Origin of the sequence: Arthrobacter sp. V1I7 (assembly GCF_030817015.1) — a bacterium.
Taxonomy (GTDB): Bacteria; Actinomycetota; Actinomycetes; order Actinomycetales; family Micrococcaceae; genus Arthrobacter.
Window position 1 is genome coordinate 4,639,490 of record NZ_JAUSYS010000001.1, and the last position, 23,716, is coordinate 4,663,205.

Here is a 23,716-nt window from a genome sequence, read left to right on the forward strand (position 1 = left end):
CCTCCTGCCGGGAGCGCTGGGTACGGGATGAGCCATGAAGTCCACTCTAACGACTCTTGTCCGCTGTTGATGACCTCAACATGACAGGAAAGTGGACGGCCGGAAAAGTGGTCGCCGGCAGCGCTCTGTGAGCATGGGGCCGTTGCTAAGCTGCGTACGGTGCCGGGTAATGCCGGTTCGGTTTTCTGCAGGGTCCGAGAAACTATGCTTAAGAAACTATGGCGCACGCACATCACAAGACTGACTCGCACACTGTTGACTTCCAGGTGGACCCGGTGGTTCTGGAGCTCGGGCAGCGGTTCGTGGACGCCGGCCATGAACTCTCCCTCGTCGGCGGGCCCGTGCGTGACCTGTTCCTGGGCCGCGTCTCCCCCGACCTGGATTTCACCACGGATGCCACCCCGGACCAGACGGTGGCCCTGATCAAGAAGTGGGCGGATAACTACTGGGAGATCGGCCGGGCCTTCGGCACGATCGGGATGCGCAAGTCCGGTTTCCAGATCGAAATCACCACGTACCGCGCCGAAGCCTACGATCCCGACTCGCGCAAACCGGTGGTGGCCTTCGGACATTCCCTGACCGATGACCTGCTCCGCCGGGACTTCACGATCAATGCGATGGCCCTGCGCCTGCCGGACCTGGAGCTGGTGGACCCCTTCGGCGGCGTCCGCGACCTGCACGGCTCCATCCTTGCCACGCCGGGAACCCCGGAGACCTCCTTCTCCGACGACCCGCTGCGCATGATGCGCGCGGCCCGGTTTGCCGCCCAGCTGGGCGTGGCGGTCCATGAAGACGTCCGCGCAGCCATGACCCGGATGGCGGAACGGATCACTATGATCTCCGCCGAACGCGTGCGGGAGGAGCTGGTCAAGCTCATCTGCGCTGCCCATCCCCGGGCCGGCGTGGACCTGCTGGTCGACACCGGACTGGCCGAGTTCGTGCTGCCTGAGGTCGCCGCACTCCGCCTGGAGGCCGATGAGCACCACCGCCACAAGGATGTGTACCAGCATTCCCTCCAGGTCCTGGAGCAGGCCGCCACCCTGGAGACCGATGCCGACGGCGCCGTTCCCGGCCCCGACTTCGCGCTGCGGTTCGCTGCCCTGATGCACGACGTCGGAAAGCCGGCCACGCGCCGCTTCGAACCGGGCGGCGCGGTGAGCTTCCGGCACCACGACATGGTGGGCTCCAAACTGACGGCAAAACGTATGAAGGCGCTCCGCTTCGACAACGACACGATCAAGGCGGTGGCCCGTCTTGTCGAGTTGCACATGCGGTTCTACGGGTACGGCGACGCCGGCTGGAGCGACTCCGCCGTCCGCCGCTACGTCACCGACGCGGGACCCCTCCTGGAGCGGTTGCACCGGCTCACCCGCTCGGACGTGACCACGCGCAACCAGCGCAAGGCGGAGCGGCTGTCCTTCGCCTATGACGACCTGGAATCCAGGATTGCGAGCCTGCGCGAGCAGGAATCCCTCGAGGCCGTCCGTCCCGACCTGGACGGCGGACAGATCATGGCGCTGCTGGGCCTCAAGCCCGGTCCCGTCGTCGGCCGGGCCTACAAGTTCCTGCTGGAAGAGCGGATGGAACACGGCCCGCTGGACCCGGACGTAGCCGTGGCCAAACTGCGCGAGTGGTGGGCTGCCCAACCGGAGTCTGCTCCCGATGAAAAAACCGGAGCCAACCCCGCCGTCGAACCGTCCACAACTGAGGAGTCCTAAGTGATTGCACCGACGTACGCCCCACGCCCGCAGTTGTGGATCCTGCGGCACGGCGAAACCGAGTGGTCAAAGAGCGGGCAGTACACCGGTCTGACCGACCTTCCCCTGACCGTGGAAGGGGAGCAGCAGGCTGTCGAGGCGCGCAAGGTGCTCGACGCCGTCGACTTTGACCTCGTGCTGACCTCGCCCCTCCGGCGGGCGCGCCGGACGGCGGAACTGGCCGGCTACCCGGGCGCCCAGCTGGAGCCGCTGGCCGTCGAGTGGGATTACGGCGACTACGAGGGCATCAGCTCGGACCTCATCCGCAAGGACAACCCGGACTATCTGATCTGGACGCACGGTGTGCCGAACGGTGAATCGCTCGACGACGTCGCCGCGCGGGCCGACAAGATCGTGGCACGTGTGCTCGAGTCCGGCCTGGACAATGTCCTGATGGTGGCGCACGGCCACTTTTCCCGGATCCTCACCGCCCGTTGGCTGGGCCTGGATCCGAGCGAGGGCCGGCACTTCATCCTGGGAACCGCAAAAGTCTGCACCTTGGGCTGGGATAAGAAGACGCCGGCCGTGGTCCGCTGGGGCCTGTAACTGCGGTTCAAGCTGATGCCCGGGGTTCCCTCGAGGACGCCGGGCCGGCGGGCGGCCGGGGGGCCGGTCTGAACCAGCAGCTCCCCCGGTAGGCTCTAGGGCATGCAGGAGACAAAGCCGCCGGAGCACCGCAAGCGCGTCCGACTGGTCATCCCGAGCCGCAGCGACCGGTTCCTGCGGAACTTCACGGAACTGATCGGGGGGCCCATGGGCCACCACGCGGCGCCCGGCGTCGTCTCCCCCGGATTCTTTACCGTGGAACGCGTCCTGATCATGCTTACCGTGCTGGCCGCCCTGCTCGGGATCCTCCTCAAGTCCTACTGCCGGACCAAGGGCTGGGAATCGCCGGGGCAGTTCTATTCGACGTGTTACTCGGACTTCCCCGCACTGTTCCGGAACCGTGGGCTCGGTGACGGTGCTTTCCCGTTCGTGTCCAGGGAAACGTTCTTCGAGGATCCCGTGCTGATGGGCCTCGTCGCTGGCGCGACGGCGCTCCTGGTGCCGGGCGAAGGGGCCACCAGCGGCCGCCTCCTGACGTACTTCGATGTCAACGCCGCCCTGATCGCCGCCGTCTGGATCGTCACGGTGCTGGCCACGGCGCGCATGGCCCATCGGCGGACGTGGGATGCGGCCATGGTGGCAGTCGCGCCCGGCATTGTGCTAGCAGGAACCATCAACTGGGACATGTGGGCAGTCGGACTGCTGGCGCCCTGGGCATGTACTTCCTCTCGCGGAACAAAGTCGTGTTGGCGGGGATCTTCATCGGCCTCGGCACGGCCACCAAGCCCTACCCGATGCTGATCCTGGGTGCTGTTCTCCTGCTGGCCCTCCGGACGGGCCGCTTTCGCCCGCTGCTGGTCACGGTGGCGTCCGCCGCCGCCGCCTGGCTCGCCGTCAACCTGCCGGTGGCCGCCCTCAATGCGGAGGGCTGGAAGTATTTCTACGAATTCACCCGGGACCGGCCCGCCGGATACAGCTCGCCATGGTTTGCCTACAACCTCGTCGCCGGACGCCTTGGCTGGCCGCCCCTGCAGGCCGAAGCCATCAACACCCTGGCCCTGAACCTCTTTGTCCTGGCCTGCGTCCTGATCGCCGTACTGGCGCTGACAGCACCGCGGCGGCCCCGGCTCGCCCAGTTGGTCTTCCTGATCGTGGCGGCGTTCATCCTGACCAATAAGGTCTACTCACCCCAGTTCGTGCTCTGGCTCATTCCGCTGCTCGCCCTCGCCCGGCCCCGCTGGCGCGACTTCCTGATCTGGCAAACGATTGAGGGCCTGCACTGGGCCGCCATCTGGATGTATCTTGGGCAGGTGACGAGCGGTGGGGTGTCCCAGCACAATATCGACATGCCGTACTACGTCCTGGCCGTGGTGTTCCATATGCTGGCCACGGGGTACCTGATGGCGCGCGTGGCCTGGGATGTCTGGGACCCCGGCTACGACATTATCCGGCGCCACGACATGGATGACCCCCAGGGCGGACCCTTCGACCGGGCCCCGGACTGGCTCCGGATTGACCCCGCCCGGCCGTCGGCATCAGTGCTCCCGTGGCGGAAAGCCACAGCCGATGCCTGACGTCGCCGTCGTCGGCTCCGGCCCCAATGGACTCGCCGCAGCGGTGACGCTCGCCCGTGCCGGGCTCAGGGTGCATGTCTATGAGGCGGCCGCGGCGCCAGGCGGCGGGGTGCGTACCTCGGAGCTGATGGAACCCGGCCACCTCCATGACGTCTGCTCGGCGGTGCACCCGATGGTCCTGGCTTCCCCGTTCTTCCGGGAGTTCGGGCTGGCGCGGCGGATCCGGCTGGAGGTGCCCGAGGTTTCGTACGGTTCACCGCTCGACGGCGGCCGTGCAGCCCTGGCATACCGCTCCCTGGAACGGACCGCCGCCGGGCTGGGCCGGGACGGCGCCGCGTTCCGCAAGCTCATGGCCCCGCTCGTGGACCGGGTGGACGGCATAGCGGACCTGACCCTCAACCAGCTGCTCCGGGTGCCACGGGACCCCGTGGCGGCCGGACTGTTCGGTCTGCGCACCCTGGAACTGGGATCCCGGCTCTGGGGGCTCAGATTTCGTGAAGACCTGGCGCCGGCCCTCCTGGCCGGGGTCGCGGCACATGCCGTGTCACCGCTGCCGGCGCTGGCCGCCGCGGGCACAGGACTCATGCTGGGAGCACTGGCGCATGCCGACGGCTGGCCGGTGCCGCGCGGCGGCTCAGCAGCCATCGCCGAGGCCATGATCGCGGACCTCGAGGCCCACGGCGGCGTGGTGGAAACGGAGGCGCGGATCGACTCCCTGGCAGAGCTTCCCCCGGTCCGGGCCACCCTGCTGGACGTCGCACCGCCCGGACTGCTCCGGCTGGCGGCCGGAAGACTCCCCGACCGGTACCGGCGGGCCCTCGAGTCGTTCCGCTTCGGAAATGGCGCCTGCAAGGTCGACTTCATCCTCTCCGGCCCGGTGCCCTGGGCTGCCCCGGGGCTTGCCGACGCCGGCACCATTCACGTGGGCGGCACCCGCGACGAAATGGCCGAGGCGGAGAACCTGGTCGCCGCAGGCCGGCATCCGGAGCGGCCCTACGTGCTGGTTTCCCAGCCGTCACGCTTCGACGCCTCTCGCGCGCCCGCGGGACGGCACATCCTCTGGAGCTACTGCCACGTTCCCGCCGGTTCCACCGTAGACATGGGCGAGGCCGTGATTGCCCAACTGGAGCGCTTCGCGCCGGGGTTCCGTGACGTCGTCGTGCGGTACCAGGTAACGACGGCGGCCGCGCTGGCGGACTACAACGAGAACTATGTCGGCGGTGATTTCATTGCGGGCCTGATGGACCTCCGCGGCCTGGTCCAACGCCCGGTTCTCGGCCCGGTCCCGTGGCGGACCCCGCTCACGGGCGTGTACCTCTGCTCCTCGTCGACGCCCCCGGGTCCCGGGGTGACCGGAATGCCGGGATTCCACGCCGCAAGATATGCCTTGAAGGACATATTTGGGCTTGGGGTGCCGACCCTCGGGATTTAGGGCTTCGAGGCCGGCTTGCCGTCGAGCATGCTGGCGCCCGTATCCCGCAGCGGGACCAAGCCGGTGTGTGGGTGACCGTCACCACCCCGGACTCGTCAGACCCGGCGCAGCAGCCTCACGATTGCCTCGCTGCGCTCCCGGCCAAGGGCGGACGTGGGTCGGCGAGCCGGTCGACGTCGTACTCATGGATCTGCAGATGGGCACCGGCATGGACGGCGTCACCGCGACCGGCAGGATCAAGGCCGGCGGGGCCGGACAGCCCGCCCCGCCGGTGCTCATCCTCACGACCTATGACTCCGACGCCGATATCCTCGCCGCGGTCGAAGCCGGTGCCAGCGGCTACATGCTTAAGGACCCCCGCCGGAACAGATCTGCAAGGCGGTGGAACGGGGCCATCGCCAAGCAGCTGTTCATCTCCGAGGCAACGGTCAAGACCCACCTCGTGCACATTTACGGCAAGCTCGACGTGGACAACCGCACGGCCGCCATCTCCGTGGCCGCGCAGCACAGGATCATCCGGCGCTTCTGAGTCCGCCGGTCACCGCTGCACTCCCTCCCGGTCCCCCGGAGCCTGCCGTGTCGCCGGCGAGCCCCGTGTGACTCGGGAAATGTCGGTGGCTCGGGGCATAATGGCGCGGTGGGGAACTCATCGAAACTGTCACTTGTCCTTGTTGGTCTGATGCTCAGCGCCGCCCTGGTGGGCTGCGACGACGGCCGCGCCGGCGCGCAGGACGCCGCGAAACAACTCGCCTCCGCCGTTGCGGCGCTCGACGTCGGCTCCGTCGCCTTCGACGGCAAGGACTCCGGCGCCGCTAACGAGCAGCTCCAGGAGGTGTTCAAGGCCCTGGCACCGGACAAGCCTTCGGTGGAGGCCGGCGAGCTGAAGCTGGACTCGGGTACGGCCACCGCGCCACTGAACTACCGCTGGAACGTCGGCCCCGAGGAATGGACGTACACGGTCGACGCCCAGTTCAAGAAGTCGGGCGACAAGTGGCTGACCGTCTGGAACCCTGCGATGCTGGTGCCTGAGCTGGCCGAGGGGGAAGTGCTGAGCATGTCGGCCGAATCGCCACAGCGTGCCGCCATCCTCGGCGCCGGTGACGTCCCGCTGGTGGCCTACCGGCCGGTGGTGAACGTCGGTATCGACAAGCCCCTGCTCGGCGGGGCCGACGCCGCGGATGCGGCCACCAGGCTGGCCCAGCTCGTGGGGGTCGACCCGGCTGCCTATGCGCAGCAGGTGGCGGCATCCGGACCCCAGGCGTTCGTTGCCGCCATCACCCTGCGCGCGGACGGACGCACCATCACCGATGAGCAGATTGCGGCGATTCCCGGCGGCCGGGCCATTCCGGACTCGCTCCCGCTGGCACCCACCCGCACCTTTGCGCGTGCCCTGCTGGGCACGGCCGCCGCTGCCAGCGCGGAGCAGATCGAAGCATCCAATGGGGCGCTGAAGCCCGGAGACACCACCGGCGCTGGCGGTCTCCAGCAGCAGTACGATGCCCAGTTGCGGGGCACGGATTCGACCGTGATCCGGGCCCAGAAAGCAGGGCTCACAGCCGAAGAACTCAAGGCATCCCCCGATCCGCGACGGATCCTGTTCCAGGTCCAGGGGAAACCGGGAACCCCGTTGCAGACCACCCTGGATGTGAACCTCCAGCAGCTTGCCGAGGACGTCCTGGCCAAGGTGGGTCCGGCATCGGCGATTGTGGCACTCCGCCCGTCCACCGGCGCCGTCCTCGCCGCCGCGTCCGGTCCGGGCAGCAACGGCTACGACACGGCCATGCTGGGCCAGTACGCCCCCGGCTCGATCTTCAAAATGGTGGACGCGCTGGCCATGATCCGCAACGGCATGACCCCCGATTCCCAGATCGAATGCCCCGAGACCCTCACCGTGGACGGCCGGACCTTCAAAAACGCCGAAGGCTACCCGGCGTCCTCGCTGGGTTCGGTAAGCCTCCGGGACGCCTTCGCGCACTCCTGCAACACGGCCTTCATCAATGCCCGGGACGGCGTGAGCCAGGCGCAGCTCGAAAGTGCCGCCACGTCGCTGGGCGTCGCCGTCGAAGCCCCCGCCCTGGGCACCGCAGCGTTCCTCGGCTCCGTCCCCGGCGAGGCCACAGGCACCGAACATGCCGCCTCGATGATCGGCCAGGGCAAGGTGCTGTTGTCCCCGCTGTCGGCCGCGGTCATGGCCGGCTCGGTCGCCAAGGGCGCCCCCGTCTCACCACAGCTCGTGGTGAACCCGAACGCCGGCGGCGCCGACCCGGCAGCCACGCCCGCACCGTCCCCGCCGACGGCAGGGAGCACGCCGACGGTGTCCGCCGAGCCCCCCGCGAAGACCACCGGCACACCGGTGACCGCAGCGGAGGCGGCCTCGCTCGCGGACATGATGCGCGCCGTCGTGACCTCCGGCCATGCCGGCTTCCTTGCCGAAGTGCCCGGCGCCCCGGTCGGCGCGAAGACCGGGACTGCCGAATTCGGCAGGGACGACCCGCCCAAGACCCATGCCTGGATCGTGGCCGTGCAGGGCGACCTTGCTGTTGCTGTGTTTGTCGAGGACGGCGGGCTCGGCGCCACCACATCCGGACCGCTGCTGAAGGAGTTCCTCACCGCCGCGGGCTGATCCCTGATCCTCCCTCACGTTCGGGGCAGAAACGGCGGATCCTCCCTCACGTGATGTGAGGGAGGATCCGTTTGATTGGCGCGATAGGTGAGGGAGGGTCTCAGGCCGCGAAGCCGTCCGCGATGGTGAGTACTTCGTCCAGGATGGCAAGCCCGGTCCGGGCATCCTCCACCCGGGTGTTGCAGGGCGGGACCACGTGGATGCGGTTGAAGTTGGCGAACGGCAGCAGGCCGCGCGACTTGCAGGCCGCCACCAGCTGGTTCATTTCCGGACTGGAGCTTCCATAGGGAGCCAGCGGTTCGCGCGTTGTGCGGTCCTTGACGAGTTCGATGGCCCAAAAGACGCCCGTGCCGCGCACTTCACCCACCGAGACGTGGTTTTCGGCGAAGCCGGCCAGGGCCGGGCCGATCACGTGCTCGCCGAGGAACGCAGCGTGTTCCACGATCTGCTCATCCGCCATGGCGTTGATGGTGGCCACGGCCGCCGCCGTCGCGAGCGGATGGCCGGAGTAGGTCAGTCCACCCGGGTAGACCCGTTGTCCGAATGTAGCCGCGATCTCGGGGTTGATGGCCACGCCGCCCAGCGGGACGTACCCGGAGTTCACTCCTTTGGCGAAGGTCAGCAGGTCCGGGACGACATCGAAGTGCTCGACGGCGAACCACTTGCCGGTCCTGCCGAAGCCCGCCATCACCTCGTCGGCGATCAGCACGATGCCGTGGCGCGTGCACAGTTCACGCACGCCCTGCAGATAACCCGGCGGTGGCATGTAGATGCCGGCGGTCCCGGGGATCGATTCCAGGATCAGTGCCGCGATCGTGGACGGACCCTCGAAACTGATCAGCTGCTCCAGGTGCTCGAGCGCCCGCTGGCTTTCCTCTTCCTGCGTCGTGGAGTGGAAAGCCGTGCGGTACAGGTACGGCGGGAAAAAATGGACCGTGCCGGTGCTGCCGTTGTCGCTGGCCCAGCGGCGTGGGTCGCCCGTGAGGTTGACGGCGAGCTGCGTTCCGCCATGGTAGGAGCGGTAGGCCGAGAGGACCTTAGGCCGGCCGGTGTGCAGCCGCGCCATCCGCACCGCGTGCTCATTGGCGTCGGCGCCCCCGTTGGTGAAGAAGATCTTGTCCAGTTCGCCGGGTGTCCGTTCGGCAATCAGACGCGCTGCCTCCGAGCGGGCGTCGTTGACGTAGCTCGGCGCGATGGTGCACAACTTGGTGGCCTGGGCTGCGATGGCGGAGACGACGGCGGGGTGCTGGTGGCCGATGTTGGTGTTGACCAACTGGGAGGAGAAGTCCAGATACTTGTTTCCTTCTCCGTCCCAGACGTGCGATCCCTCGGCGGCGGTGATCACCATGGGGTCCAGGAGGTCCTGGGCGGACCAGGAGTGGAAGACGTGCTTGCGGTCCAGTTCGTAGGCGCGCCGGGCGCCGTCGGCGGCCTCCTGCTGCGGGAGGGTTCCGTTTTCAAGGGTGGAGGTCATGTCAGCTGCCTTTCGGATACGGTGGCTCAGGCGTTCTGCGGGAAGCCGAGGTTGATGCCGCCGTGGCTTGGATCCAGCCAGCGGGAGGTGACCGCCTTGCCGCGGGTGAAGAAGCCGACGCCCTCGGTGCCGTGGGCGTGGGTATCCCCGAACAGCGAGTTCTTCCAGCCGCCGAAGGAGTAGTAGGCCATGGGGACCGGAACGGGGACGTTGATGCCCACCATGCCCACCTCCACTTCGTTCTCGAAGCGCCGCGCCGCGCCGCCGTCGTTGGTGAAAATGGCGGTGCCGTTGCCGTAGGGGTTGCCGTTGATCATCTCGAGCGCTTCGTCGTAGCTGTCAACGCGGAGTACGGACAGGACGGGGCCGAAGATCTCATCCTGGTAGATGGACATGTCCGGAGTGACCTGGTCGAACAGCGTGGGTCCGACGAAGAAGCCGTCACCTTCGGCGTCGGCGGCGATCCCGCGCCCGTCCACGACGAGGGTGGCACCTGAGGCTTCGCCCGCATCAATGTAGCCGGCGACTTTGTCCCGGTGCTGGGCCGTGACCAGCGGGCCCATGTCGCAGCCGCGCAGGCCGTCGCCTGTGCGCAGGGAAGCCGCACGCTGGGCAATCTTGGCCACCAATTCATCAGCGATCTCGCCCACCGCGAGCAGGGCCGAGATGGCCATGCAGCGTTCGCCCGCCGATCCGAATCCGGCATTGATGGCGGCGTCGGCGGCGAGGTCCAGATCGGCGTCGGGCAGGACGATCATGTGGTTCTTGGCTCCGCCGAGGGCCTGGACGCGCTTCCCGTTGGCCGTCGCGGTCTGATAGACGTACTTGGCGATCGGGGTGGAGCCGACGAAGGAGACGGCCTTGATGTCCGGGTGGTTGAGCAGGGCGTCGACGGCCACCTTGTCGCCATGCAGGACGTTGAAGACGCCGTCCGGCAGGCCGGCTTCCTTCCAGAGTTCGGCCATCCAGTTCGCGGCCGTGGGGTCCTTTTCGCTGGGCTTGACGACGACCGTGTTGCCGGCGGCGATGGCCAGCGGGAAGAACCACATCGGGACCATGGCCGGGAAGTTGAACGGGCTGATGACGGCGACCGGGCCAAGGGCCTGGCGGACGGAGTGGACGTCCACGTTGGTGGACGCGTTCTCGGTGTAGCTGCCCTTGAGCAGATGGGGGATGCCGCAGGCGAACTCGACGACTTCCTGGCCCCGGGTGACTTCTCCGAGGGCATCGTCCAGGACCTTTCCGTGCTCCGAGGTGATGATGGCGGCGAGTTCGCCCTTGCGGGAGTTGAGCAGTTCGCGGAAGGCGAAGAGGATCTGGGTGCGGCGGGCAATGGAGGTGTCGCGCCAGGCGGGGAACGCGGCCTTGGCGGCCGCAATGGCGGCATGGCTCTCGTCCTCGCTTGCCAGCGAAACCTGGCCGGTGACCTTGCCCGTGGCCGGGTTCGTCACCGGGGCCGTGCGCGTGCCGGCAGGGACGTAGCTGCCGTTGATCCAGTGCTCGATGATGTTCAAGGTTTCTCCTCATGCGGTATTCGGGGGCGTTGCGTCCAGTGTCCCTGCCGGGAGACGGCGCCATAAGTGCCGATATGTAAGGCGAATCACATAATGGCTTACACTGTGTAAATGTTGCCGACCGTCGGCTCGATCCTTGACCTTCCCGTTCTCCGCGATGCCGGTCCGCTCCTGCTCGGCGGCGCCGGGGCCCTCGGCAACCCGGTGCGCTGGGTCCACGTGAGCGAATTGCTCGACCTTTCCGGGCTCCTGTCGGGCGGAGAGCTGGTGCTTACCACCGGACTGGAGCTGGAAAAGGAACCCGGGCTCACGGCGTCGTTCATCAGGTCCCTGGAACAGGCGACGGCGTCGGGCCTGATTGTTGAACTCGTGGGCGACCGGAAGCGCAGCCTGGATGCACTGCGGGCGGCCGCGCTGGGCACGGCCATGCCCGTGATCGTGGTGGAACGCCGGGTGCGGTTCGTGCAGGTCACCGAAATTGTGCACCGGATCATCGTCGCCGAACAGCTGGAGCGGGTCGAACGCGCCCGCGACGTCCACGAAGCCTTCACCGTGTTGAGCCTGGAAAGCGCGGGGACCGGGCAGGTGGTGGAGCAGGCGGCCGCCATGATCGGCGCCCCGGTGGTCCTGGAGGACCTCTCGCACCTCGTCCTCGCGTACTCGGCCCGCCAGCTCCGGACCACCGAACTGCTGGAGGACTGGGAGCGGCGGTCGCGGACCACGCCGGCGCCGCCCGAGACGAGCCGCACGGGGCCCGAGGCTTGGCTGCAGACGCCGGTCGGGGTGCGCCGGAACGTCTGGGGGCGGCTGGTGGTGCCGGTCCCCCTCGACGACGACGACGCGGCGGCCATGGTGCTCGAACGCGCGGCACAGACACTGGCGATCAACCGGCTCGCCGAACGGGACCGGCGGGAGCTGAGCCACCAGGCCCAGGCGGGGCTTCTCAACGCCCTGCGTCAGCCCCGCGGCCTGGGCGAGGACGAGGCGCAGGCCCGCGCCGCGGCGCTGGGACTCAGACGGTCGCCGTACTACCTGCCGATTGTGTTCAGGAGCGGCGGAGCAGCTTCTGGTGCCTCGCCGGAAGACGCGGATCCGGGCGGTGACCCGCTCGCCGGGCAACAGGAGGAGCGTGCACTGCTGGAGCAGCTCGCCCGGGTCCTCAAATCCGTGTCAGGCAGTGCCCTGACCGCGAGCATCCGGTCCGGATCGGTCGGCATGATCCTGGCCATTCCCGCGAAGCAATTGGAGGATCCGACCCTGCAGCGTCTCGCCGATGCCCTCGCCGGCAGCGACATGCCAGCCGGCCTTCCCTCCGGCGGAGGCCTGCCCGGCGGAGGCCCGCCCGGCGGAGGCGAGCCCCGCCGAGGCCTGCCCGGCGTTCCGACGGAGCCGTCATGGAGCGTCGGCGTCGGACATCTGAGGGGTTCCTTGCTCGAAGCGGCGGCGGGCATTGACGAGGCCTCCCACGTCGCCGAAACCGCGGCGACGCTGCGGGGTGACCGGAAGCCGTTCTACCGGGCGACGGACGTCCGGCTTCGGGGGCTGCTGGCCCTGCTCCGCAAGGATCCGCGCGTGCAGCAGTTCGCGGAGTCAGAACTGGAGGGTGTCCTGCAAACCGAGGCTCGCGACGGCGGCGGGCACCTGGAGCTGCTGGGCCAGTACCTCGAGTCCGGCGGCAACAAGGCGGCGCTGGCCCGCACCGGCTATCTCAGCCGGCCGACGCTGTACGCGCGGCTGGCCCGCCTTGAAGAGCTCCTCGGCGTGGACCTCGACGACGCGGAATCACGGACCTCGCTGCACGTCGCCCTCCTCCTGCATCGGCTCCGGGGCCTGTGACCGCGCGAATCCGCGCAGAATGCGAGCATTGACGAATGGCGAAGCCCTTTACCTTGACCCAGCTGCGGTATTTCGCGGTGGTGGCCGAGCTCGAAAACATGACAGCGGCAGCCGAAAGACTGCTCGTGACACAGTCCACCCTGTCCACCGCAATGGCCCAGCTCGAAGCAAGCTTGTCGACCCAGCTGTTTGTCCGGCTCCGGACCCGCGGCCTGCGGCTGACACCGTCCGGCCGGCAGCTTGCCCACGACATCAAGGTGCTGCTGGAGCATGCGGATTCGCTGTACGAGTCGGCCCGGGGGCTCGCGACAAGCCTGGTCGGAGAGCTCAAGGTGGGCGTGTTTGCGCCCCTGGCGCCCTTCAGGCTGCCCGCAATCCTGCAGACCTTCGAAGTGCAGCATCCGGGGGTCGAGGTCTCCTTTTTGGAGGCCGATCTGGCGAGTTTGCAGACCGCTCTCCTCGAAGGGCAGTGCGATGTCGCGTTGATGTACGGTCTCGGCCTGGGCCGGGGCTTCACCCACACGGTGCTCGAGCGGGTGCCCCCTCATGTGCTGGTCCATGCTGAACACCCAGCGGCGTCCCGGCCCGAGCGGAGCATCGCGCTGAAGGATCTCGACGGCGAACCGGCGGTGGTGCTGGATCTCCCGCACAGCAGGGAATACTACGAGCAGCTGTACGCGATCGCGGGGGTGGTTCCCAACGTCCGGCACCGCTTTGCGGGGTATGAAACGGTGCGCTCGTTTGTGGCGAAGGGGCACGGCTACGCCATGCTGAACCAGCGGCTCCACAGCGACCTGACGTATTCCGGCGGCAGGGTGGTGGCCCTGACCCTGACGGATGATTTCCCGCCGATCGAGGTGATGCTGGTCCGGCCCGAGGGGGTGCAACCCACCCGCCGGGCACTCGCCTTTGAGGAGACCTGCATTCGTCTCTACGGCGCCGTCCGGCAGTAATCGTGGGCGACTCCCCCGGCGCATACGCGACTGTAACAGGGCAAGTCCGAAAAAATCAGCATCGACAAAATCTATCGGTTCGGCCAAAACAATCAATTGGACAGATGTGAACCGAATCACACACAGTTGGTGCAGTGCGGTGGTGCCGGAGGGAGCCCATCGGCAAATCCCGCGCAAATGACGGCCCTTGGCCGAGTCCGACGCGCGACAACCATATTGATCAAAGGAGATTCAATGGTTCCGATTCACGCCCCAGGTGTCCGACATATGTCCGGACCGCCGCTTCCCGGCAACACCGCGGCAACATCAGCAGATTTCAATTCCCGGGCCCGTAACGCGACAGCGAACTTCGGAAACACCGCACCTCTAGCGTGGCTGTCATGACGATCAACGACATCACGGACCCCCCGGTGTCCGCTTCCCAGACCACTCCATCCGCCCCGGCCCTGGACAAGGACGCCCCGCGGTCCGGACCCCTCGGCATCACCAGGATGCAGAAGCGGGTCCTCGCCGGCGGCAGCATCGGGCAGTTCATCGAGTTCTACGATTTCACGCTCTACGGCCTCACCGCCGTCATCTTCTCGCAACTGTTCTTCCCGGGCAGCAACCCCGTCACGGCCATGCTTGCCACTTTCGCCACCTTCGGCGTCGCCTTCGTGGTCCGCCCCATCGGCGGCCTGTTCTTCGGCGCGCTCGGCGACCGGATCGGCCGTCGCCGGGTCCTGACCATCACGCTCGTCGCCATCGGCGGGGCCACCGCCCTGATGGGGCTGCTGCCGACCTACGGCCAGATCGGCGCCTGGGCACCGGTGTTGCTGGTCCTCTGCCGGCTGGTCCAGGGCTTCTCGGCCGGCGGCGAATCGGTGGGAGCGCCGTCGTTTGTCTTCGAGCATGCCCCGGTCAGCCGCCGCGGGTTCTGGCTCAACATCACCATCGCCGCCACGGCGCTGCCCTCCGTCGTGGCCGGTTCGATGATCCTCATCCTGAGCCAGTCAATGCCCAACGAAGCCTTCATGGCGTGGGGCTGGCGCCTGCCGTTCCTGCTGGCCCTGCCGCTCGCCCTGTTCGGCGTCTGGATCCGCAGCCGGACGGTGGAAAGCGATGCGTTCAATGAGGCCAAGGCTGCCCGGACCAAGGAATTCAGCCCGGTCCGCGAAGCCTTCCGCGAAAACCGGCTCCGTATGGTCCAGGTCATCTTCGTCATGGGCCTCACCGCAATGGGCTTCTACTTCCTCTCGGCCTATTTCGTCTCCTACGTCCAGACCACCGGCCACCTGAGCCGTGAGCAGTCTCTCCTGGTCAACGCCGCCGCCCTCGCCCTCTACGCCGTCCTGCTTCCTCTCGGCGGCCGGCTCGGCGACCGCTTCGGCCGCAAACCAATGCTCATTGCCGGTTCGGCCGCGCTGGCCCTGCTTTCCGTGCCGAGCTTCATGCTGGTGACCAGCGGCAGCCTCCCTCTCGCCCTCCTGGGCCAGTCCCTCTTCGTGGTGGCGCTCTGCATCTACGGCGGAGGCTGCTACACCTTCTTCGTTGAAATCTTCACGACCCGCACCCGCTTCACCTCGGCGGCCATCAGCTACAACGGCGCCTACGCGCTCTTCGGCGGCACCGCACCGTTCATCGGTACCGCCCTCGTCGGCGGCACCGGAGTGCCCCACGCGCCCGGCTTCTACATGGCCGCGGCGGCCGCCGTCGTGCTCCTCCTGGTGCTGTTCACCAAGGTTCCCGAGACGCGCGGCCGCATGGGCTGAGCCCGCCGCCCCACCCGCTCCACCGCAACAGACAAAGGACTTCCCATGAACTCAGCAGCTTTCCTCGAAGACTTCCACCAGGTCGCCACCATCGGCGCCACGCCCGATAACGGCGTCGACCGCCAGGCCGCAACGCCGGAGGATGCGCAGACACGCCACTGGTTCGCCGGGTGGGTGCGCGACGCCGGATGGGAACTCCGGGTGGACGGAATCGGCAACATGTTCGGGCTGCTGGAGTGGACGCCGGGGGCACCCTATGTGCTGGTCGGGTCCCACCTGGACAGCCAGCCGCTCGGCGGCCGGTTCGACGGCGCGTACGGCGTCGTTGCCGCCCTGCACGCGGCCCGGCGGCTGGACACCGAGGTTGCCGAGGGCGGGGCCGCGCCGCGGTTCAACCTGGCGGTGGTGAACTGGTTCAACGAGGAGGGCGGCCGGTTCGCCCCGAGCATCATGGGAAGTTCGGTGTTTGCGGGACTCCTGCAGCGGGAACAGATGCTCGATGTTGCGGACCTGCAGGGCATCACGGTCCGTGCGGCGCTGGACGGCATCGGGTACCTCGGCACGGATGAGGGGCCCAAGGCCGCCGGCTACGCCGAGATCCACATCGAGCAGGGCCGGATCCTGGAACGCGAGGGCACCGCCGTCGGCCTGGTGGACAGCAGCTGGTACACGCAGAAACTGGACATCGAGGTGCTCGGCGAACAGTCGCATACCGGAGCGACGGCCATGGCGGACCGGCATGACGCCCTGGTGGCGGCCGCCAAGATCATTCTTATGGTGCACGACGTCACGAGGGACTTCGCCGAGGAGGCCCTCGTCTCATCGGTGGGGCAGCTGACACTGGAGCCGAACTCGCCCATTGTGGTGGCCCGAAGGGTCCATCTCGTCGCGGACCTCCGCTCCGGCGATCCGGACATCGTCAGGGCGGCCCGCGCCAAACTCATCGCCGACATCGACGTGCTGGCGCGCGAGCACGACATCAAAGTCAATGTGAAGGACTTCGACATCCGGCCGATCCGCCGCTTCCCCGAAGGCGGACTCGAGCTCGCGGACAAGGTGGCTGCAGACCTGGGCCTTTCCGCACGGCGGATCCAGACCATGGCCGGCCACGATTCCGTGGCCATGAACACGATGGCGCCGTCGGTCATGCTCTTCATCCCCAGCGTCGACGGCGTCTCGCACTGCGAACGGGAATTCAGCACCGACGAGGACATGGTTGCCGGCGTGGACATGCTCACCGGTGTGGCCCGGGAGCTGGTAGCCGGCGCGCTGGCCGGTGCCGCCTCCGAGCCGACGGCGGCCCTGGCATGACCGAACTGCACTACCTCGACGCCGGCACGGCGCTGCGGCTCTTCCGCTCCCGGGAGCTCTCGCCGGTGGAGCTCATGGAAGCGGTGATCACCCGGACGGAGGCCGTCAACGGAGGAATCAACGCCCTGACGGAAACCCTGTTCGACGAGGCGATGCCGGCGGCACGGCAGGCCGCTGCCAGGTATGCGCGGGGCCGGGACCTCACACCGCTGCTGGGGCTGCCGGTAGCGGCAAAGGAAAAGCACGGGCTCAGGGGACGCACCCTTTCGCAGGGGCTCGTGGCCCGCAAGGGGGAGCTGGCGCAGGCGGACCATCCCGTCGTCGACCGGATCCAGCGCGCCGGCGGAATCATCCATGCCCGCACCACCACGCCCGAATACAGCTGTGCCACCGTCACCCACAGTCCTCTGTGGGGAGTCACGCGCAACCCCTGGAACCGGCAGTATTCCCCGGGTGGCTCCTCCGGCGGTTCCGGGGCGGCACTGGCCGCCGGGCTGGCGCCGCTCGCCACCGCCTCCGACATCGCGGGTTCAACCCGCCTGCCGGCGTCCTTCACCGGGACCGTCGGCTATAAGGCACCCTACGGACGGATTCCCGGCCTGGCCCCGCTCTCCGCGGACCACTACCGCGGCGACGGCCCGATGGCACGGACCGTGGCGGACGCGGCCTTGCTGGCGAACGTCATGGCGGGCCGTCATCCGGGCGACCATACCTCCCTCGCCGGAGGCCCGGCGTTGTCCTGCCCGCCGGGCGCCGACGCCGCCTCGGCAGTGGCCGGCATGCGCATCGCACTGTGCATCCGGCTGGGGAACTATCCCGTCGCCGCCGACATCGAGGCCAATACGCGTGACGTGGCAGCAGCCTTGCGTGCCGCCGGGGCCGTGGTGGAAGAGATCGAGCTGCCCTGGACCACGGCGGACATCAGCCGGACCATGTTCACCCACTTCGGCTACCTCCTCGGTCCGGCCATGGAGGACGAGACCGCGGAGTCTCCAGAGCTGCTGGCCCCGTACACACGGCGGTTCATGGCGGACGCGCGGAAAGCCGCCGCGGAAAACCGGTTCATCGATGGTATCCGGGCGGAAACGAGTATGCAGGCCGAGCTTGCCGCGGCGATGTCCGGCTTCGACGCCCTGGTCTGCCCGGCCTCGGCCGTGGCCGCCCTGGATGCGGACGGCATGTACCTCGAGGGCATCGACGCCGGCGGCGTGCGGCTCGAGCACTACTGGCAGGGGCACATGACGGCACCCTTCAACATCACCAACCGTTGCCCCGTCCTTGCCGTGCCGAGCGGCATGGCCGACTGCGGCATCCCGACGGGAGTGCAGATCGTCGGCCATCCATTCGATGACGCCACAGTCTTCAGCGTGGGCGCCGCCGTGGAGGCGGTGCGGCCCTGGGCCGGGCGCCGTCCGGACCTCCTGGTGAACCACTAGCAGCCGGCCCCCTCGGCCGGCACGTCCGTCCGTGGGAAGATTGACGGCGTGGCTCATATTGACGTTTCCAACATCGATTACTTCCTTTCCGACGGCACGCAGCTGCTCAACGGCGTGACCTTCAAGGTCCCGGACGGCACCAAAACGGCACTCATCGGGCCCAACGGAACGGGAAAGACGACGTTGTTCCGGATCATCTCCGGCGACCTCGTTCCGGACGAAGGCGTGATCGGACGCTCCGGAAACATGGGCATCATGCGCCAGTTCGTGGGCCAGGTCCGGGACGATTCCACCGTCCGCGACCTGCTGGTCTCGGCCGCGCCGCCGGCGCTGGCCACCGCTGCCCGCACGGTCGATGAGGCCGAGCTGGCGATGCTGGAGCACGACGACGAACCCACCCAGATGAACTACGCACAGGCGATCGTGGACTGGGGAGACGCCGGCGGCTACGACGTCGAGACCGTCTGGGACGAGGTCTGCATGGCCGCGCTGGGCCTGCCGTTCGACCGCGCGCAGCACCGACCGGCGTCGAGCCTCTCCGGCGGCGAGCAGAAGCGGCTGGTGCTGGAGGCGCTCTTCGCCGGTCCCGACGACCTGCTGCTGCTCGACGAACCGGACAACTACCTCGACGTGCCGGGCAAGCGCTGGCTGGAGGCAAAGCTGAACGAGTCGAAAAAGACCGTGTTCTTCATCAGCCACGACCGCGAGCTGCTTAACAACGCGGCCAGCCGCATCGTCACCCTCGAACCGGGCATCAACGGCGCCGGCGCCTGGGTGCACGGCGGCGGCTTCGGCTCCTATGTGGGGGCGCGCGCAGACCGGAATGCCCGCTTCGAGGAGCTGCGCAAGCGCTGGGACGAGGAGCACGTCAAGCTCAAGGAACTCGTCAACATGTACAAGAACAAGGCCGCGTTCCGTTCCGACATGGCCAACCGGTACCACGCCGCGCAGACCCGGCTGGCGAAGTTCCTGGAAGTGGGCCCGCCCGAGGCCCTGCCGATCGAGCAGAAGGTGCAGATGCGGCTCAGGGGCGGCCGGACTGCCAAGCGGGCCATTGTGGCCGAAAAGCTGGAACTGACCGGGCTCATGAAGGCGTTCTCCACCGAGGTGTGGTTCGGCGACCGGGTCGGCGTCCTGGGCTCCAACGGATCCGGCAAGAGCCACTTCCTGCGTCTGCTCGCCACCGGCGGCACCGATCCGGAACGCGAGCACCTGCCGGTGTCCGACGTCGAGATCGCCGAAGTCCCGCACGAGGGCACCGTCAAACTCGGCGCCCGGATCCGGCCCGGGTTCTTCGCACAGACCCACATCCGGCCGGACCTGCTGGGCAAGACGCTGCTGGAGATCCTGCACCGGGGCGATGAACACCGCTCCGGGCTGGGCCGCGAGGCCGCGGCCGGGGCACTGGACGGCTACGGCCTGGCCGCGCAGTCGGAGCAGAAGTACGAATCCCTCTCCGGCGGCCAGCAGGCCCGGTTCCAGATCCTGCTGCTGCAGCTCTCCGGCGCCACGCTGCTGCTGCTCGACGAGCCGACGGACAACCTGGACCTGCACTCCGCCGAGGCCCTGGAACGGGCGATTGACCACTTCGAGGGCACCGTCCTGGCCGTCACCCACGACCGCTGGTTCGCCCGGACCTTTGACCGTTTCCTGATCTTCGGCTCCGACGGCAAGGTCTACGAGTCGGCCGAGCCGGTCTGGGACGAAAAGCGCGTCGAGCGGGCCCGCTAGAGAGCCGGACCCTCCCGCACTTCCTGCACGTTTTTCGCCAACGCTTCCCCATCTGGTGAGAGAGCGTTCGGGCTTTGCCTGCAGGAAGTGAGGGAGCGTCGGACAGGCTACAGCTGCGCAACCATGATCAAATAATCACAAAATGCTAGTATTTGGGCATGAACACTGGTGAACGGCACCGCCGGATCGGAGAACTGCTGCGCAGCCGGGAGCATGTGACCGTGGACGAACTCATGGCCGCCTGCGGCGCCTCCGGGGCCACCATCCGGCGCGACCTCGATGTCCTGGCCCTGCACGGCGTGCTGCGCAGGGTCCATGGCGGAGCCAGGAGCCTGCTGGTGGGCGGCGAGAACCCTGAGTACGGGCAACGCGAGCTGGAAGACCACGCCGTCAAGGTGCGGATTGCTGCCGGAGTTGCGGCCCTGCTCAAGGACCGGGGACACCTCTGGCTGGACAGCGGCACCACGGCCACGGAAATCGCCCGTCAGGTGCAACAGCGCGAGATGACCATCATGCCGATGTCCTTGCGTGCCGTCAATGCGCTAACCGCAGAGTCCCCCGCCGGCCGCCGCCCCGAATTATTGCTCCCGGGCGGAAGCCTGGTCCCCGGAGAACTGTCGTTCCGCGGACCCATGGCAGAAGCCAATATCCGCTCGCTGCGCTTCGACACCGCCGTGGTCACACCCTGCGCGCTAAATCTCCAGGACGGACTGCTGGCCCACGACCTCGACGACGCCGCCGTGAAGCGCGCCGGACTTGAATCCGCAGGGCGGGTGATCGTCGCGTGCTCCGGGAAAAAATGGAACGCCAGCGCCGTCGCACTCGTCGCGCCCCTCGACGCCGTGGACACCATTGTCACGGACAAGGCCCTCAGCCCCGGAGAACTCGCCCAACTCGCCCAACACTCGGTGGAAGCAGTGATCGTATGACCGAAACAGCAACCCGCCCGCAGCTGAAGGCCGCAGCCGCCGCCACTTTCCTGATCTTCGGCGTCAACGGGCTCGTGTTCGCCAGCTGGGCCGCCCGCATCCCGGCGGTGACCGACACCCTGCAGATCACCTCGGGACAGATGGGGACACTGCTGCTGTGTTTGGCGGCCGGTTCGCTTGTCGCCCTGCCGACCGCAGGGCATGTCGTGGGCAGAATCGGCACGGCCAACACCGTTCGCGCCGCCGGTCTCCTGGCCGCGGCAGCCGGCGTGGGGATCGCGCTGTCGCTGGCCGCCGAGACCGTTCCGGGGACCGCAATCTCGCTGTTCGTCTTCGGCATCGGCATCGGGCTGTGGGACGTGTCCCAAAACATTGAAGGGGCCGACGTCGAGCACAAGCTCGGCCGCACCATCATGCCGCAGTTCCACGCCGCCTTCAGCGGCGGAGCCTTCGTCGGTGCGCTGATCGGCGCCGGGCTGTCCAGGCTCGGCGTCGGACTTCCGGCGCACCTGCTCGTAATCGCCGCGGTGGTCGCGGGGGCCGCCCTGTGGGCCCCACGGTACTTCCTTGCGCATGTGCCGGTGGCTGCCCAGCTCGACGGGGAGGCAGCACAGCCCCGGCCCGCGCGGGCCTGGCGGGACGCCCGGACCCTGCTGATCGGCGTCGTGGTTCTTGGTGCCACGCTCACCGAAGGCGCCGGAAACGACTGGATTGCCAAAGCCGCCGTGGACGGACTCGGCGCCACGGAGGCCACCGGGGCCCTGCTGTTTGCCGCCTTTGTCCTGGCCATGACCGCCATGCGCTTTTTCGGCGGACGGGCGATCGATGCGTACGGCCGGGCGGCGGTGCTCCGGGCGAGCATGGCAGCGGCCGCGCTCGGGCTGGTGCTCTTCGTTTTTGCCGGCGACATCTGGCTGGCGACGGCAGGCGCCGCACTGTGGGGTGTGGGGGCTGCCCTGCCGTTCCCGGTAGGGATGTCCGCGGCGGCGGACGATCCCAAGCACGCCGCCGCCCGGGTCTCCGTCGTGTCGACGGTGGGCTACATCGCCTTCCTCGCCGGCCCCCCGTTGCTGGGCTACCTGGGCGACGTGACCGGGATCAGGATGGCCCTGCTGGCGATCGCGGTTCCGATTCTGGGCGCCCTTCTGCTCGCCGGCGCCGCAAAGCCCTTGCACGGCAGGTGAACAGCCGCCGGGCATTAGCTTTCTCCCGGATGCCGCGGTCCCAGGCCCGGCCCGGGCGGCTGATGCCGACCCGCCTGCCTGGCGCCGCCGCAGTAAGGTGGTCCAATGCGAAGCGTGCTGAGGAAAGCGCCGGGACGGCTGGCGGGGCTCGACCGGAGACTGGTGCGGGCCGTCTCGGGGTTTCCGGGTGGGGGCCATGACGATTTTTTCCGGCGGTTGTCCGCAGCGGCAACGAAGGGAAAGCTCTGGTTCGGCATCGCCGCTCTGATGGCCCTGGTGCCTGGCAGGACCCGCCGTGCGGCTCTCCATGGGCTGCTGGCGCAAGGCGTGGCCTCCGCCATCACCAACCTTGGCTTCAAGACCCTCCTGCCGCGGGCACGCCCCCTGCCGGAACACCTCCCGGCCTTCCGCTTCGTCCACCCCCAGCCCACCAGCTCCTCCATGCCCTCCGGCCACTCGGCCTCGGCCGTTGCCTTCACTCTTGGCGTGGGACTGATCCGCCCGGCCGTCGGTGCCGCGCTGGCCCCCATCGCAGCGGGCGTGGCCTACTCCCGGGTTCATACCGGAGCCCACTGGCCCTCGGATGTCCTCTTCGGTTCGGCAATCGGGGCCGGCGCCGCCCTCGTCACGCGCAAATGGTGGCCCGTCCGGCCGCCCTTCCCCGAGGTCCGGCGCACCGCCGTCACGGCCGCCGGGCTTCCCGACGGCGAGGGACTCGGCATCGCGGTGAACACGCTGGGTGGGTCCTACGCGGCGGAGACGGCCGCGGCCCTGCAAAAAATATTCCCGAAGGCGTATGTAACAGAAATGGCGCCGCAGGAGAACGTGGCGGAGGCAATCTCTGCTGTGGCCGGGCGCCCCGGAGTCCGCGCTCTGGGCGTCTGGGGCGGGGACGGAACGGTGGGCACCGCGGCGGCGATCGCCGTCGAGCATTCCCTGCCGCTCCTGGTCCTGCCCGGCGGAACGCTCAACCACTTCGCGCGCGACGCCGGAATCCCCAACCTGGAGGCAGCCGTCAAGGCGGCGTCCTTGGGCGAGGCCGCCCGCGCGGACCTCGGTCTCGTGGCCGTGGAGCGCGGGCTTCCCGACAGCCCCGAAGTGCTCCACCTGACCATGCTCAACACCGCGAGCATTGGCCTATACCCGAACCTCGTCCGGCGCCGGGAACTGCTCCAGCCGGCGCTGGGTAAACCCCTGGCCGGCGTAGTGGCGATGTTCCGGACCTTCGCCACAGGAACGCCGACCGGCGTGATCGTCGACGGCGTGCGGCACAGGCTGTGGATCCTCTACATCGGACGCGGACGGTACTACCCCCGCGACCATGCGCCGCTGGTCCGCCCCGTCCTGGACGACGGGGTCTTCGACCTCAGGATGATTACGGCGGACGAGTCCTTTGCCCGGCTCCGGCTTCTCTGGTCCGTGCTGACCGGGACGGTCTCAACCTCGCGGATCACCCATCTGAGCGAAAGCAGGAGCATCCGGGTGGAGCCGGGAGACAGCACCATGGTCCTGGCGGTGGACGGGGAAGTGATGTCAGGGGTGCGCGGCGTCGAATTCTCCGTCCTGCCCGGCGCCCTCACCTATTACTCGCCCGCGTCCTGAGACTGCGGCCGTCTCCCGGACTACCCTGATTCGACCCTGAATCATCCCTGAGACCGGCGAAAA

The 23,716-nt window shown here is 68.2% G+C and carries 16 protein-coding genes and 1 pseudogene; 15 read left to right on the top strand and 2 right to left on the bottom strand.

Translation table 11 applies throughout. The features are described 5' to 3' along the window. The first annotated feature begins 218 nt into the window (after positions 1-218). The 6 genes and pseudogenes from QFZ69_RS21395 (at position 219) to QFZ69_RS21420 (ending at position 7,932) form a co-directional block, all read left to right on the top strand. Positions 219-1,718, top strand: coding sequence for a CCA tRNA nucleotidyltransferase (locus QFZ69_RS21395; protein ID WP_307000426.1), 1,500 nt, complete (start codon positions 219-221; stop codon positions 1,716-1,718). Beyond that, complete coding sequence (locus QFZ69_RS21400) at positions 1,719-2,303, top strand: histidine phosphatase family protein (RefSeq protein ID WP_306914332.1); 585 nt, start codon at positions 1,719-1,721, stop codon at positions 2,301-2,303. A 102-nt stretch (positions 2,304-2,405) separates the two neighbouring features. Next, positions 2,406-3,877 (top strand): annotated as a pseudogene (locus QFZ69_RS21405) (glycosyltransferase family 87 protein). Then, complete coding sequence (locus tag QFZ69_RS21410) at positions 3,870-5,309, top strand: NAD(P)/FAD-dependent oxidoreductase (protein ID WP_307000428.1); 1,440 nt, start codon at positions 3,870-3,872, stop codon at positions 5,307-5,309. The pseudogene QFZ69_RS21405 and the gene QFZ69_RS21410 overlap by 8 nt, the downstream one beginning before the upstream one ends. 67 nt (positions 5,310-5,376) lie before the next feature. Continuing rightward, the gene (locus QFZ69_RS21415; protein ID WP_306914335.1) at positions 5,377-5,838 is read left to right on the top strand and encodes a response regulator transcription factor; all 462 of its coding nucleotides are present in this window, start codon (positions 5,377-5,379) and stop codon (positions 5,836-5,838) included. Between the two features lie 108 nt (positions 5,839-5,946). After that, the gene (locus tag QFZ69_RS21420; RefSeq protein ID WP_306914338.1) at positions 5,947-7,932 is read left to right on the top strand and encodes a penicillin-binding transpeptidase domain-containing protein; all 1,986 of its coding nucleotides are present in this window, start codon (positions 5,947-5,949) and stop codon (positions 7,930-7,932) included. Positions 7,933-8,032: 100 nt separating this feature from the next. On the opposite strand, the gene QFZ69_RS21425 is transcribed toward QFZ69_RS21420, so the two are convergent. Together QFZ69_RS21425 and QFZ69_RS21430 are read right to left on the bottom strand one after the other, a co-directional pair. Continuing rightward, positions 8,033-9,406, bottom strand: coding sequence for an aspartate aminotransferase family protein (locus QFZ69_RS21425; RefSeq protein ID WP_306914340.1), 1,374 nt, complete (start codon positions 9,404-9,406; stop codon positions 8,033-8,035). Positions 9,407-9,432: 26 nt separating this feature from the next. Then, a complete protein-coding gene (locus tag QFZ69_RS21430; protein ID WP_306914342.1) occupies positions 9,433-10,920 on the bottom strand; it encodes a CoA-acylating methylmalonate-semialdehyde dehydrogenase in 1,488 nt (495 codons plus the stop codon). 111 nt (positions 10,921-11,031) lie between these two features. Between QFZ69_RS21430 and QFZ69_RS21435 the strand changes: the two genes are divergently transcribed. The 9 genes from QFZ69_RS21435 to QFZ69_RS21475 all read left to right on the top strand — a co-directional run bounded on the left by QFZ69_RS21435 (position 11,032) and on the right by QFZ69_RS21475 (position 23,653). Next, positions 11,032-12,756, top strand: a complete 1,725-nt coding sequence (locus QFZ69_RS21435; RefSeq protein ID WP_306914343.1) for a PucR family transcriptional regulator — start codon at positions 11,032-11,034, stop codon at positions 12,754-12,756. A gap of 35 nt (positions 12,757-12,791) precedes the next feature. Next, positions 12,792-13,709, top strand: a complete 918-nt coding sequence (locus tag QFZ69_RS21440; RefSeq protein WP_306914345.1) for a LysR family transcriptional regulator — start codon at positions 12,792-12,794, stop codon at positions 13,707-13,709. Between the two features lie 380 nt (positions 13,710-14,089). Next, entirely contained in the window at positions 14,090-15,460 is a 1,371-nt protein-coding gene (locus tag QFZ69_RS21445) for an MFS transporter (protein ID WP_306914347.1), read from the top strand. 45 nt (positions 15,461-15,505) lie between these two features. Then, the gene (locus tag QFZ69_RS21450) at positions 15,506-16,771 is read left to right on the top strand and encodes a M20 family metallo-hydrolase (RefSeq protein ID WP_306914350.1); all 1,266 of its coding nucleotides are present in this window, start codon (positions 15,506-15,508) and stop codon (positions 16,769-16,771) included. Continuing rightward, positions 16,768-18,207, top strand: coding sequence for an amidase (locus QFZ69_RS21455; RefSeq protein WP_306914352.1), 1,440 nt, complete (start codon positions 16,768-16,770; stop codon positions 18,205-18,207). The genes QFZ69_RS21450 and QFZ69_RS21455 overlap by 4 nt, the downstream gene beginning before the upstream one ends. A 48-nt stretch (positions 18,208-18,255) precedes the next feature. Next, positions 18,256-19,938: an ATP-binding cassette domain-containing protein gene (locus tag QFZ69_RS21460; RefSeq protein ID WP_306914354.1), complete on the top strand. Its 1,683-nt coding sequence runs from the start codon at positions 18,256-18,258 to the stop codon at positions 19,936-19,938. 158 nt (positions 19,939-20,096) lie between these two features. Beyond that, the gene (locus QFZ69_RS21465; protein ID WP_306914355.1) at positions 20,097-20,867 is read left to right on the top strand and encodes a DeoR/GlpR family DNA-binding transcription regulator; all 771 of its coding nucleotides are present in this window, start codon (positions 20,097-20,099) and stop codon (positions 20,865-20,867) included. Continuing rightward, positions 20,864-22,051: an MFS transporter gene (locus QFZ69_RS21470; RefSeq protein WP_306914357.1), complete on the top strand. Its 1,188-nt coding sequence runs from the start codon at positions 20,864-20,866 to the stop codon at positions 22,049-22,051. The genes QFZ69_RS21465 and QFZ69_RS21470 overlap by 4 nt, the downstream gene beginning before the upstream one ends. A gap of 105 nt (positions 22,052-22,156) precedes the next feature. After that, positions 22,157-23,653, top strand: a complete 1,497-nt coding sequence (locus QFZ69_RS21475) for a bifunctional phosphatase PAP2/diacylglycerol kinase family protein (RefSeq protein WP_306914359.1) — start codon at positions 22,157-22,159, stop codon at positions 23,651-23,653. Positions 23,654-23,716 lie beyond the last annotated feature (63 nt).

What these genes read in the sequence shown, in the direction of transcription:
- QFZ69_RS21455 (WP_306914352.1), top strand. Translation starts at nt 16,768, where the DNA reads ATGACCGAACTGCACTACCTCGACGCCGGCACGGCGCTGCGGCTCTTC.
- QFZ69_RS21465 (WP_306914355.1), top strand. Translation starts at nt 20,097, where the DNA reads ATGAACACTGGTGAACGGCACCGCCGGATCGGAGAACTGCTGCGCAGC.
- QFZ69_RS21395 (WP_307000426.1), top strand. Translation starts at nt 219, where the DNA reads ATGGCGCACGCACATCACAAGACTGACTCGCACACTGTTGACTTCCAG.
- QFZ69_RS21470 (WP_306914357.1), top strand. Translation starts at nt 20,864, where the DNA reads ATGACCGAAACAGCAACCCGCCCGCAGCTGAAGGCCGCAGCCGCCGCC.
- QFZ69_RS21445 (WP_306914347.1), top strand. Translation starts at nt 14,090, where the DNA reads ATGACGATCAACGACATCACGGACCCCCCGGTGTCCGCTTCCCAGACC.
- QFZ69_RS21425 (WP_306914340.1), bottom strand. Translation starts at nt 9,406, where the DNA reads ATGACCTCCACCCTTGAAAACGGAACCCTCCCGCAGCAGGAGGCCGCC.
- QFZ69_RS21450 (WP_306914350.1), top strand. Translation starts at nt 15,506, where the DNA reads ATGAACTCAGCAGCTTTCCTCGAAGACTTCCACCAGGTCGCCACCATC.
- QFZ69_RS21440 (WP_306914345.1), top strand. Translation starts at nt 12,792, where the DNA reads ATGGCGAAGCCCTTTACCTTGACCCAGCTGCGGTATTTCGCGGTGGTG.
- QFZ69_RS21410 (WP_307000428.1), top strand. Translation starts at nt 3,870, where the DNA reads ATGCCTGACGTCGCCGTCGTCGGCTCCGGCCCCAATGGACTCGCCGCA.
- QFZ69_RS21435 (WP_306914343.1), top strand. Translation starts at nt 11,032, where the DNA reads ATGTTGCCGACCGTCGGCTCGATCCTTGACCTTCCCGTTCTCCGCGAT.
- QFZ69_RS21475 (WP_306914359.1), top strand. Translation starts at nt 22,157, where the DNA reads ATGCGAAGCGTGCTGAGGAAAGCGCCGGGACGGCTGGCGGGGCTCGAC.